Below are 13,245 nucleotides of genomic sequence, written 5' to 3' on the forward strand. Positions count from 1 at the left end.
TTTTTAGGAGCCGCGCATTCTAGCAGAAGCTAGCGGCTAGGTCAGCGATTCCAGCGCCAGTGCAAGCTAAGACCGACCTCCTGATCGGATGCTAAAAAACCCTCACAAATCGCGATATCTGCAATAGCGGCAAGATCATCATCGCAGTAAATAAGCGGCAAGGTGTCACGCCGCCACGGCGGCACACCCCACTCCTGCAATAAGTTCTTTAGGGATTTGCTGTGCGCATGACCCGCAATACGGCAGCGCTCACCGCCGCGACGGAATCGAACGGTGACATTCCCACGGGGTATGAACTTGCCACCGGCACTGCTGCCAAGACGCCCCAGCCCACTAATTTCGCATTCGCCACCACGCCAATAGAAAATGCGCTCACTACCAAAGCGCTCTGAAACAGACTCCGGCACACAATAAAGACGGCCGCGAAAGGCCCTTAATGTCATCGCCTTATTCACGACATATATTGGCTGGCTATCATTACTCGAATGCAAAAACTGTTCAGCCAACTCCCGAGTTTGAGCCTGATCTAAACGCTGATCAGTGCGCAACAATACAAATTGACGAAGCAATGCCCGCTGCCGGCTAGCGTCAAACTCCCTCAGCTCAGCAAGCTTAAGGTTACCGTCTTCATCGCTTAATTTAGCAATATCGGCATTGAGATAGGAGTCTAACAGTAGCGATGTTTCAGCCTGCAAGGCCGCTGCGGCAACAATAGTATTGCGGTACGTTGGCCAAGCCTGCGCGACAACAGGCATCACCCGATGACGTAAGAAATTCCGGCGATAGTGCGAATCACTGTTACTGGGATCATCAATCCACGCCAGACCTTGAGAGTTAGCATAGGACTCAAGCACCGCGCGACTGACACCCAGCAGCGGCCGAACCAAGACGCCGCTCCCCACACGGCGAGTCACCGGCATAGCGGCAAGGCCGGCAACACCTGCGCCGCGAAGCAAGCGCAGAAAAAAGGTTTCTACTTGATCATCTTGATGGTGGGCCAATAACAACACGCTGCCATCATCAACAAGCTCTTCGAAGACTTTATAGCGTGCTTCCCTAGCGAGACTTTCTATCCCTTGACGATGACCTTGAACCTCAACCAAGCGCGCCTGAAATGAAATACCATACTGCTTACAGACAGCCTGACACCGCTCTGCCCACTCTTCAGATGGCGACTGCAATTGATGGTTTATGTGTATGACCGATAATTCAGGGAAAGTCTCGCCGCGGCGCAGCGCGCTCTGCTGCAAGCACCAGGCAAGATGAAGTAAGACGTGGGAATCGAGTCCGCCGCTATAGGCGATAACCCAACGCCGGCACCGCAAATAGGGTGCCAGCGCAGTCGAGACAGTGGACAGCAGATCAGTCATAAACACTCCGCGCCCCTAAAGTGCTTAGTTGGCGGACTTATGTCGACGAAGCTTAACTAACACCGTACGACATTAAGCGCTCGTAACGGGTATCGAGCAATTCTTTCTCAGACAATGCCTGCAGGCGAGTAATCTGAGCTGCAATGTGATCGCGAACTCGTGAAGCACTCAAGTCGATATCACGATGGGCGCCACCACGGGGTTCCGGAATAGTTGCGTCAACGATACCCAGCTCTTCAAGCACGGTAGAGGTCAAACCCATCGCCTCTGCCGCATCCGGCGCAAACTCAGAGCTCTTCCAAATGATATTTGCGCAGCCTTCTGGAGAAATAACAAAGTAAGTTGAATATTGCAGCATCGCGATATGGTCACCCACACCGATACCCAGTGCGCCACCGGAGCTACCCTCCCCAATAACAACGCAAACAATCGGTGTTTTCAGACGAGACATGACCGCCAGATTTTGCGCGATAGCCTCACTGATTCCACGCTCTTCACTGTCTATACCGGGGTATGCGCCAGGGGTATCAATTAAAGTCACAATCGGTAAATGATAGCGTTCAGCCAATTCCATCAAGCGGAGCGCTTTGCGGTAGCCTTCCGGCTTCGGCATACCGAAGTTGCGTTTCACTTTCTCGGTAACACCGCGGCCTTTTTCTTGGCCAATAACCATCACTGGCTTGCCATTAAGCTTACCAATACCGGCAACGATTGCGGAATCGTCACCAAAATGGCGATCACCGTGCAGCTCATCAAAATCGGTGAAAACACGGCGAATATAATCAAGCGTGTAGGGCCGCATTGGATGCCGCGCAATCTTGACGACATTCCACGGAGTTAGATTTGAAAATATTTTCTCCGTCAGCTTGCTACTTTTTTCACGAAGCTTGGTGATTTCTTCATTGATGTTGAGGTCGTTGTCACTTCCGACTAGCTGTAGCTCTTCGATTTTGGCTTCCAGCTCGGCAATAGGTTGTTCAAAATCAAGATAGTTCGGATTCATTGCTCTATTTTATTCGCTCGTCAAATTCCGGTAATGCCCACAATTCATAGCGATATATGGGCCCATTCGCAGGTGTGATTATACGTTAATCGTAATTGATCACCACGTTATTTGCGCCACACTCGTCACGTAATCGCAGTAATAACTCATCGTTTGGCAGGATTCGCCAATCCTCGCCCAAGCGGATACGGCACTTTCCCTCTGGCCGCTGGTAGCTAATAACCACCGGACAGCGGCCACCTTTGGCAATATTTAGAGCGCCTTTGAGACGCTCAATGCCCTCGTTTTCAAGCGTGGCGCCAGATACAGATATCTGCAATTCCTTGGCGCTCTGATCCCGCGCCTCGGCAATACTGCGCACCGCCTTTACCCGCATTTTTTTACCACCGCTGTACTCGTCATTGCTGCAAATACCCTCAACAACAATAACGGTGTCTTTAACCAGTTTCTCTCGACACTCATCATAGGCGTCACTGAACAAGGCCACTTCAATACGTGCGCTGCGATCATCTAACAGCACAAATGCCATAGTGTCACCGCGCTTGTTTTTCATGGTCCGCATACTCATCACGAGACCAGCGATGGTTTGGGGGTGCTTTTCCGGGTTCAGATCGACAATCTTTTTGGGTACAAAACGGCGTAACTCCCCCTCGTAATCGTCAATGGGGTGCCCAGTCACATAAAGCCCGAGGGTTTCTTTCTCGCCCAACAATCGCTCTTTACTACTCCAGCGACGCACGTCTTGAAATGGGGCATACACATCGCGACTTACTACCGCCAAGGTCTCACCAAACAAGTCGGTCATACCGCTTTCGGTATTTTTCGCTGACTGCTCTGCCCCTTGTACTGCTTCTGGCATGGCCGCCATCAGTATGGCGCGATCCTCACCCCAGTCGTCAAAGGCGCCAGAGCGGATTAGCGCTTCCAGTGCTCTCTTGTTTACTTTTCGAGGGTCTGTGCGCTCGCAGAACTCAAACAAATTGACAAAGGGACCACCGGCATTCCGCGCGGCAATAATGTTTTCTACCGGGCCTTCGCCCAAGCCTTTTATCGCTCCCAATCCATACACAATCTGGCCGCGGTCGTTCACAGTGAACATATACTCGCCTTCGTTTACCGATGGCAATTTATAGTCCAGCTTCATTTCCCGACATTCTTCGATGAAGATTACGATCTTGTCGGTATTGTCCAATTCCGAGCTCATTACCGCGGCCATAAACGGCGCCGGATAATGTGTTTTCAGCCATGCGGTTTGATAGGAAACCAAGGCGTACGCAGCCGAGTGCGATTTATTAAAACCGTAACCTGCGAATTTTTCCATCAAGTCAAAAATATTGGAGGCGAGTACTTCCGTAAAGCCCTTCTCCACTGCACCGGCCTGAAATAAAACCCGCTGCTTTTCCATTTCCTCTGGCTTTTTCTTACCCATGGCGCGGCGCAATAAATCGGCGCCACCCAGGGTGTAACCACCCATTTCCTGGGCGATCTGCATTACCTGTTCTTGGTACAAAATAATGCCGTACGTGGGCCCCAAAACCGGCTTAAGGCAATCGTCCTGATACTGCGGGTGCGGGTAGGCCAATTCGGCACGGCCGTGTTTGCGGTTAATGAAGTCATCGACCATACCTGACTGCAAGGGGCCAGGCCTAAACAAGGCCACCAGGGCGATAATGTCTTCGAAGCAGTCTGGCAACAGCCTTTTTATCAAGTCTTTCATACCGCGGGATTCCAACTGGAAAACCGCGGTGGTTTCCGCGCGCTTCAACAGATCAAAGGTTTGTCTGTCCTGCAAAGGAATCGCCATAATATCCAGCGGATCTTCGCCTAGCTTTGCGCGATGGGCATTCACAATCTTCAGTGCCCAATCGATAATCGTTAACGTACGCAAACCCAAAAAGTCGAATTTAACGAGGCCCGCGTCTTCGACATCGCTTTTATCAAACTGGGTTACTAGGCCGCCACCGGTATCGTCACAATAGAGCGGCGCAAAATCGGTCAGTTTGGACGGTGCGATAACGACACCCCCCGCATGCTTACCAACGCCTCGTACCACCCCTTCGAGCTGCACAGCCATATCCCAAATTTCTTGGGCCGCTTCGTCATTGACTAAGAACTCGCGCAATACTTCTTCTTGTTCATGCGCCTTCGCAAGGGTCATTCCCACTTCAAAGGGAATCATTTTTGAGAGCTTATCCGCAAGCCCATAGGCCTTACCCTGCACACGGGCTACATCTCGCACCACCGCCTTAGCAGCCATGGTACCAAAGGTAATTATTTGGCTTACCGCATCGCGACCATAGTTATCGGCAACGTAATTGATAACGCGGTCTCGGCCATCCATGCAAAAATCGACATCAAAATCCGGCATGGATACCCGCTCCGGATTCAAAAATCGCTCGAACAGCAAGTCGTATTGAATAGGATCAAGATCTGTAATTTTTAAGGCGTAGGCAACTAGTGAGCCCGCTCCCGAACCGCGTCCAGGGCCTACAGGAATATCGTGATCTTTAGCCCATTGGATAAAATCCATCACGATCAGGAAGTAGCCGGGAAACCCCATCTGCAGGATAACGTTTAGCTCGAAGTCTAGACGCTCACGATACTCTTTTTGATAATCAACAAATTCGGGCGCCGCACTATCGAACAGAAAATCTAACCGCTCGTCTAAACCGTGATGACAGAGTTCGCGAAAAAATTCCTCTTGGGTTTTGCCCTCAGGTATCGGATATTCAGGAAGATAATAGGTGCCGAGCTGTATAGTAAGATTACAGCGCTTGGCAATTTCAACGCTGTTCGCCAAGGCTTCCGGTATATCTGCAAACAGGGCCTGCATTTCTTCTGCACTGCGCAGATATTGTTGTTCGCTGTAATTGCGAGGCCGGCGGGGATCATCTAGTACGCGGCCGTCGCGGATACATACGCGCGCTTCATGGGCGTCAAACTCTTTGGAATCTAAAAATCGTACATCATTCGTTGCGACAACTGGGCAATCCGCTTGTTCAGCCAGCGCTACTGCAGCGTGCAAATAATCATCTTCATTCTGGCGACCAGTACGCTGTAATTCGATATAAAATCTATCGGGGAATACACGCAGCCAGCGGGATAAACTCGCCAACGCTGCATCTTGCTTACTACCAAGTAATAACTGACCGACATCCCCTTCTCTCGCACCTGACAACGCAATCAAACCTTCATTCGCTTGCTCTATCCAGCTTCGATTAACGTAAGCTCGGCCCTGATACTGACCTTCTAAATAGGCGCGCGAAATCAGTTCGGTGAGATTTCGATAGCCTGTTTGGTTTTGTGCTAGCAAGCAGATGATACTGATCTGATCTGGGTCATCGTCATCGCGAACCAAAAGATCACTGCCGAAAATGGGTTTTATACCAGCGCCAGTCGCCGCCTTCTGAAACTTAATGAGGGCATAAAAATTATTTAGATCGGTGAGTGCAACCGCCGGCATATTAAGGTCGGCAACCCGCTTTGCCAGTGCCTTAACCCTTACAAGTCCATCAACGATGGAGTATTCGGAGTGAACCCGCAAATGAACGAACTGATCGGAAATCATTCTTCGGCCTCCAAAATTGCTCGAACTGGCGCATAGCTTCGGCGGTGAATAGGTGTGACACCTAGTTTTTGTAATGCGGCTAAATGCACTTTGGTCGGGTAGCCCTTGTGACCCGCAATACCATAGCCTGGATAGACAGATTCAAACTCTGCCATTTCTCGGTCGCGGGTGACCTTGGCTAAAATTGACGCTGCGGCAATTGCCGGCACTCGGCTATCGCCTTTAACGACCGCTTGGGCGCGGTATGGCCAGTTCGGCACTTTATTGCCGTCCACTAGCACAAACTCAGGCTGAACTGCCAAACCCGCTACTGCGCGATGCATGGCCAATAGGCTTGCTTGCAGTATATTTAACTCGTCAATTTCTGCGACAGATGCCCGCGCAACACAATAACTCAGCGCCTTATCTTTAATTTCAATGAAAAGCGCTTCGCGACGCTTTTCAGTCAATTTTTTAGAATCATTTAAACCCACAATGGGATTTTCAGGATCAAGAATAACGGCAGCCGTCACTACATCACCACACAGCGGCCCACGACCCACCTCATCGACACCCGCTGTTAAAACAGGAACATCAAACTCGGCAAACAGGTCGTCTATTTTAGGCATTGGGCGCTCCGACACACTGCAGCACCACATCAGCGGCGCGCTCACTTGCGCCCCGTGCCAATTGACGGTGAATAATTTGAAATTCTTCGATAAGAGTCTCCCGATGGTTCGCATTATTCAACTGTTCTAATAGCAGCGGACCTATCACTTCAGCACACACTTCATCCTGCAGCAACTCTGGCACTAGGGCGCGCTGCGCTAATAAATTCGGTAGGGAAAAGAATGGCGTTTTAATTAGGCGAGAAAATATCTTGTAAGACCACTTACCAAAGCGGTAAGCAACAACCATGGGACGCTGCAACAATAAGGCTTCAAGACTTGTCGTGCCAGAGGCCATTAACACAACATCTGCGGCAGCCATCACTGTTCGCGACTGACCAAGCACGACCCTCACCGGCAAGTCTTTAGATAGTGCCGCCACGGCTTGTAATATCTGCTGTTTCCGCTCGATGTTCGCCGCTGGAATTAAGAATTCAATATTAGGTTGCGCACGTCGTAACCATTGAGCAGTTTCTATGAATGGCGCAATGAGTTGAGCAACTTCACCACCTCGACTGCCCGGCAAAATTGCTAACACTGGATGCCCATCCTCAACATCTAGCTCCGCTCGCGCCTCGGCTCGCTGATCATCCAATGAAATCTGATCTGCTAAAGGATGACCAACACAGGTGACGGGAACACCGTGCTCTTGGTAAAAATGCTCTTCAAAGGGGAACAGCGTCAGCATGTGATCAACTGACTTGGCGATATTTTTAATTCGGCCCTGACGCCACGCCCACACCGATGGACTGACGTAGTGCAGCGTTTTGATACCCCGTTCGCGCAGAAAGCGCTCAATATTTAAATTAAAGTCAGGCGAGTCTATGCCAATAACAATATCTGGCTGCCAGCTCATAAAATGTAACTTCAATAAACGTCGTAAACGCAGTAATTCCGGCAAGCGCTTGAGGGGTTCGACGAAGCCCATCACTGACAGTCGATCCATCTCACACAGACTTCGACAGCCCTGCTCAATCATCAAGGAGCCGCCAACGCCTTCAAATTGTGCGTCAGGGTAGCGATGTTTAATAGCGCGAATTAAATCAGCGCCTAAAATATCACCGGAGGCTTCCCCAGCGATAATACCGATTCGCATTGCAGTCATAAAATAGCCATGTGTCGCGGCCGAACGGCGCGAATTAACGCACGATACCGCGTTGAGATTGTGTCAATGAATCCGCCAACAACTGCACTTCCGGAAACTCGGCCGCAATGGGTGCCATCGCCGCCAACGCTTCGTCTACAGTATTATTTTGACGATATATAATTTTATAGCAGCGCCGAATTGCCGCGATGCTCTCGGCACTAAAACCTCGTCGCTTAAGCCCTTCACTATTAATAGTTTTGGCTTCCGCAGGGGTGCCACTAACTGTTACATAGGCGGGTACATCCTTACTGATACCGCAGCCGAAACCGGCAAAGCTGTGAGCGCCAATATGACAAAATTGATGTACCAGCGTAAAGCCGCTCAAAATCGCCCAGTCACCTACATTGACGTGCCCAGCTAAGGCAGCGTTGTTCACCAAGATACAGTTGTTGCCGATAACTGAGTCGTGACCGACGTGGACATAGGCCATCAAAAGATTTTTATCGCCGATAATCGTTTTACCGCGGTCTTGAACCGTACCACGGTGGATTGTTACACCTTCGCGAATAACATTGTCATCGCCAATGATAAGCTCGGTGGGCTCACCCTTGTATTTTAAATCTGGGGTGTCATCGCCAACCGTCGAAAATTGGTATATGCGATTATTCTTACCAATTTTAGTTGGCCCCATCAGCACCACGTGTGATCGAATATCCGAACCTTCGCCAATTTCAACGCCGGCACCAACCATTGTCCACGGACCAATTTTGACATTGGCCGCGATCACCGCACTAGGATCAATAATCGCGCGCGGGTCAACTGCAGCTGATGGATGAATATTATCTGTCACTATGGGCGCTGCCGGTCAATACACAGAATTGTTGCAGAGGCCGCCAACTTGTCTTCAACATAAGCTTGGCACTCAAATTTCCACAGCCCCTTTTTGTCAGAGACATATTGCGCTTTTAATATTAATTGATCGCCAGGAATAACTTGCCGTTTGAAACGCGCCTTATCAACGCCGGCAAACATATAAATAGATCCTTCAGATGGCTTTTTATCCAGGGTTTTGAAGCCCAAAATTCCTGCAGCCTGCGCCATTGCCTCAATGATCAACACCCCAGGCATGATCGGTAATTCTGGAAAGTGACCATTAAAATGGTTCTCGTTGCCGGTCACATTTTTTAGCGCGACGATAGATTCGCCCAAGGTTAATTCCAGCACCCGATCAACCAATAAGAAGGGATAGCGTTGCGGCAGGTATTCCTTAATTTCATTAATATCCATCAGCATATCTCAGCTTTCACCCTCATTTTTAATCTTCAATTGCTTTTCTAAGAATGCCACTCGCCTATAGAGCTCATCGAGCTTGCTAAAGCGTGCCGCGTTTTTTCGCCACTCTGTCGATTCAGACATCGCGAAGCTTCCGGAGTAAGAGCCCGATTTTGAAATCGACTTACTCACCAAGCAACGCGCCGTAATGTGAACATTGTCGGTAATTGTAATATGCCCAACTACTCCGACGTTACCGGCCAGTGTACAATTTTTACCAATAACAGCGCTTCCCGCGACTTGGCAGCAACCTGCCATCGCTGTTCCATCACCCACAATGACGTTGTGGGCAATCATAGTTTGATCGTCAAGAATGACATTATTACCGATCATCGTATTTTCTATTGCGCCACGGTCAATACAGGAATTAGCACCAATCTCGACCCGATTCCCTATTTGCACACCACCAAGCTGATGGATCTTCTCCCAACCTGCCGGACCTGGGGCAAAACCGAAACCATCACCACCAATAACCACACCGGAATGGACAATACACTCGTCGCCGATACTGACACCGTGATAAATCGTCACATTGGCATGAATATAACAGTGTTTCCCAATCCGGCTGCCACGACCAAGCACTACACCCGCCGCAATTACACTGCCCTCGCCGACTTCTGCCCCCGACTCGATTACACAATTAGCGCCGATCGCAACAGAGTCATGAATATTTTCAGCTACAACAACGGCACTCGGATGCACACCAGAACGCGGCTTTTCAAAGGGATCGAACAGCGCGCTAACGCGGGCGTACATTAAATAGGGGTTGTCAGATAACAAACAATTCCCTGTAAAGCCCGCCGCTATATCTGGGTGAAGTATAACTGCGCCAGCTAACGTAGTTTGAAGGCTAGATTTAAACTTGATATTGGACAAAAAACTTAGCTGTTCAGATCCTGCAGTTGCCAGTGAAGCAATACCGCAAAGCTGAGTCGCTGCGTCTCCTCTAAAGTCGAGACCTAAAATCGTAGCGAGCTCAGCAAGGCTGAACGTTTTTTGTCCAGACATGGCTTTACTTGGCTTGATTCAGCTTGTCAGCCACTTTTGCAGTGATGTCGAAGCTAGCATCAGCGTGCAGGACTTGCTTACGTGGTAACAATAAACCTATATTTTCAGCCTTGATAAGATCCGGCAGTATTTTCTGAAGCTTCGGACCTAGCTCTTGAAGTATTGACTGTGCTTCTTGCTGATTCGCGGCCTCGATTTTACGTGCCAAATGCTCGCCATCGGTGCGCGCCGTGTCAATTTTGTTCTTGGTGGCCTGACGTTGTTCAACGCTTAAAATATCGAAATCACGCTGAAACTGCTCAACTTGTTTATCATAATTCTTTTTTAATGTTTCCAGTTCAGTAACATTCTTTTTGTATTCACTTTGATTCCGCATTGCGGTCAAACGCTTTTTAGCCAAATCGGTGTTAAGTACCGCGGCCTCAACATCAAAAACCGCGATTCGGCCTTCTGCCACCGCGCCACATGCCCACAACACCATAACTGCCGCTGCGATTAATTTGTAAAACTTCATATACAACTCCTGCTGATTATTGTGCTACTAAATAATATATAAATAAGGCTTAAAAACTACGACCCAACGAGAATTGAAATATCTCAGTATCGTCTATTTTTTCAGGATTTAAGGCTCTGCCCAAGCTAAAGGTGAGGGGACCAAAACCAGTAATCCATGTGACACCAACACCTGCCGACATTCTCAAACTAGAAAAATCTGGCGTAGAACAGTTAACCTGCGTTGCACCGCACTGCGTGCTAAACACATTACCTGCATCAAAGAAGAAGCCACTGCGAACTGAGCGCTGATCTTTAACAAATGGCAGTGGGAACAGCAATTCCATACTACCTTCTACCAATACATTACCACCAAAGGGGTCAGTATCACGTCTAAAGTTATTCGCGCTATCCACCAGCAACAATCCGGTTGCCGGGTCGAGTACGTAGGCACCTTGGGCCGACAATGCCAAGGCATTGCCCGACGCGTCTATCGCTGTAGCGGCCTGACTAATACGATAGATATCTGCATTAGAACTACGTGGGCCTAGAGTATTAGCCCTATACCCACGTACCGAGCCGAAACCACCTGCATAAAAATTTTCATAAAATGGCAAATTCTCTAACTCACCATAGCCGTCGCCATAACCTAACTCCGTTCTGAAACGCAGTGTTAAACTATTCGTTAATGGAACGTAGATTTGGCCTTCGTAACCCAGCTTAAAATACTCAAGATCAGAACCAGGTACCGCCAATTCTAATGACAGTGATTGCGAGGCACCTCTGGTTGCGAGTAAGCCGCGGTTCAATGTTGATTGGCGCCAAGATATCCCTGCGGTGAAGTTATTAAACTCTTCACCATACTTATCCAGAAACCCTTCTTCGCCACTATCAACTAAGGCACTGGATGGCAGGTTGTTAATATCTTCAAGTACTTCCGCAACGGTGTACGTACCAGTAGCTGGATCGAGCTTACTCACAAAATAGTTGTCAATAACATCCAGCAGTCGTGGGCTACTCTTTATTTCTTTTACAGCACTAACACCAGCGTCGATAGTCGTGCGATTAAAACCGAGGTCAAAGCCTAAACGCTCAGTTTCTGAAATAGGGTAACCAAAATTGACACTTGTTCCGTAGGTATCTGAGGTGTAACTGGCAACGTTAATTTCTTCAAAGTCGGTAGTCCGATAAAAAACTGAGAAACCGCGGCTTACACCGTCTTCAGTAAAATACGGATCTAAATAGCTAAAGTTAGCGCTGGTCGCAAAATCACTGCGGGAAACCCCAAATCCAACCTGCTTACCCGTACCGAAGAAGTTATTTTGTTGAATATTTGCACTCAGGAGAAGGCCGCTATCCTGCGAGAAGCCCACACTGGCGCCCAAACTACCCGAACTTTGCTCTTCAACTTTATAGCGAAGATCAATCAAATCATCAGTACCGGGAACCGCTAAAGTATCTACTTTAGCCTCTTTAAAGTAGCCGAGACGCTCCAAGCGGATACGCGATAATTCAATCTTGTCTGCTGACGCCGGTGCACTTTCAATTTGACGCATTTCTCGGCGCAGTACTTCGTCAGATGTCCTTGCGTTACCTTCAAAATCGATACGACGCACATAGGTACGCTTACCTGGGTCAATAAAGAATTTGATATCTACCGTTTTGTCTTCTTCATTTTGTTCTGGAATTCCGCGAACCTTGGCAAAATTATAACCTTCATTACCTAGCCGCTTGGTAATAAATTCCTCAGTGCTCGTGACCAGCGCCTGAGAAAAAACCTGGCCCTTCTGAACTAATACAAAACGCTTTAAATCTTCTTCGGGCAGCACTAAATCGCCAGATAGCTCAGCGCTACTGACCGTATACTTGTCACCTTCAAGGACATTCACTGTTATGTAAACAGATTGACGATTTGGGCTAATTGCAACCTGAACAGAATCAGCGTTAAACAACAAATAACCGCGATCCAGGTAATACGAATTTAATTTTTCAAGATCGCCTTTGAGCTTTTCACGCGAGTACTTATTGCTGCTACTAAAGAATGAAAATAAACCACCGGTCTTAAGCTCAAAAAGATCAAGAAGCGTTTCGTCGTCATACACAGTATTGCCAACGATATTGATGTGCTCAATCGTTGCATTACTGCCTTCATCTATATTAATGCTGATCGACACTCGATTGCGTTGCTCGGCAACCACGTCAGTCTCAATACTTGCGTCATAGCGACCCTGCGACACATACTGCCGAGTCAATTCCATCTTCATACCGTCGAGGGTCGAGCGCTTAAAAACTTGCCCTTCGGCCAGTCCCGCGTTTTTCAAACCATCCAACAGTGCCTCAGTCGCGAGTGCCTTATTACCTTCGAGGTTAATGCCGCTAATCGCTGGCCGCTCAACCACTCGCACCACAAGGACATCGCCATCCATACCAATCTGGATATCGTCAAAATTGCCAGTGCCAAAAAGCGCTCTCGACGCATTTGCCACCGTGCGCGTACTAACTCTATCGCCAATACTTATCGGCAATGCAGAGAACACCGTTTCGGACGATATCCGTTGCAGACCTTCGACACGAATATCTGAAATCGGCAGTGAATTTTGGGCGACAGCGAACAAACTCACCGACCACAGAATAAAACTAAGTGCTAAAAAGCGTTTCATCAACAGCTAAAAACCAAGGCTCTGGGCCAACGCCATAAAAACTGACGCTGCCACTGTGTAAGATTAAAAGCATTGCAT

At 48.7% G+C, this 13,245-nt stretch carries 10 protein-coding genes; all 10 read right to left on the reverse strand.

Annotated features, from left to right (window positions below):
- Positions 1-41: 41 nt before the first annotated feature.
- The 10 genes from tilS to bamA all read right to left on the reverse strand — a co-directional run bounded on the left by tilS (position 42) and on the right by bamA (position 13,167).
- The gene (gene tilS, locus KXJ70_RS17530) at positions 42-1,370 is read right to left on the reverse strand and encodes a tRNA lysidine(34) synthetase TilS (RefSeq protein ID WP_219044849.1); all 1,329 of its coding nucleotides are present in this window, start codon (positions 1,368-1,370) and stop codon (positions 42-44) included.
- 52 nt (positions 1,371-1,422) lie between these two features.
- Entirely contained in the window at positions 1,423-2,373 is a 951-nt protein-coding gene (locus tag KXJ70_RS17535) for an acetyl-CoA carboxylase carboxyltransferase subunit alpha (protein ID WP_219044850.1), read from the reverse strand.
- 85 nt (positions 2,374-2,458) lie between these two features.
- Entirely contained in the window at positions 2,459-5,941 is a 3,483-nt protein-coding gene (dnaE, locus tag KXJ70_RS17540; protein WP_219044851.1) for a DNA polymerase III subunit alpha, read from the reverse strand.
- Positions 5,938-6,549: a ribonuclease HII gene (rnhB, locus tag KXJ70_RS17545; RefSeq protein ID WP_219044852.1), complete on the reverse strand. Its 612-nt coding sequence runs from the start codon at positions 6,547-6,549 to the stop codon at positions 5,938-5,940. Before rnhB ends, dnaE begins: the two co-directional genes overlap by 4 nt.
- Positions 6,542-7,693, reverse strand: a complete 1,152-nt coding sequence (gene lpxB, locus KXJ70_RS17550) for a lipid-A-disaccharide synthase (protein WP_219044853.1) — start codon at positions 7,691-7,693, stop codon at positions 6,542-6,544. The genes rnhB and lpxB overlap by 8 nt, the downstream gene beginning before the upstream one ends.
- Positions 7,694-7,727: 34 nt before the next feature.
- Positions 7,728-8,525, reverse strand: coding sequence for an acyl-ACP--UDP-N-acetylglucosamine O-acyltransferase (lpxA, locus tag KXJ70_RS17555; protein ID WP_369409810.1), 798 nt, complete (start codon positions 8,523-8,525; stop codon positions 7,728-7,730).
- Complete coding sequence (gene fabZ / locus KXJ70_RS17560; RefSeq protein WP_219044893.1) at positions 8,525-8,965, reverse strand: 3-hydroxyacyl-ACP dehydratase FabZ; 441 nt, start codon at positions 8,963-8,965, stop codon at positions 8,525-8,527. Before fabZ ends, lpxA begins: the two co-directional genes overlap by 1 nt.
- A gap of 6 nt (positions 8,966-8,971) precedes the next feature.
- On the reverse strand, positions 8,972-10,015 hold the full coding sequence (lpxD, locus tag KXJ70_RS17565) for a UDP-3-O-(3-hydroxymyristoyl)glucosamine N-acyltransferase (protein WP_219044854.1): 1,044 nt from the start codon (positions 10,013-10,015) through the stop codon (positions 8,972-8,974).
- A 4-nt stretch (positions 10,016-10,019) separates the two neighbouring features.
- A complete protein-coding gene (locus tag KXJ70_RS17570; protein ID WP_219044855.1) occupies positions 10,020-10,529 on the reverse strand; it encodes an OmpH/Skp family outer membrane protein in 510 nt (169 codons plus the stop codon).
- A gap of 49 nt (positions 10,530-10,578) precedes the next feature.
- Entirely contained in the window at positions 10,579-13,167 is a 2,589-nt protein-coding gene (gene bamA / locus KXJ70_RS17575; protein WP_219044856.1) for an outer membrane protein assembly factor BamA, read from the reverse strand.
- Positions 13,168-13,245: the final 78 nt, after the last annotated feature.

Source organism: Zhongshania aquimaris, from assembly GCF_019312595.1.
GTDB classification, from domain to species: Bacteria; Pseudomonadota; Gammaproteobacteria; order Pseudomonadales; family Spongiibacteraceae; genus Spongiibacter; species Spongiibacter aquimaris.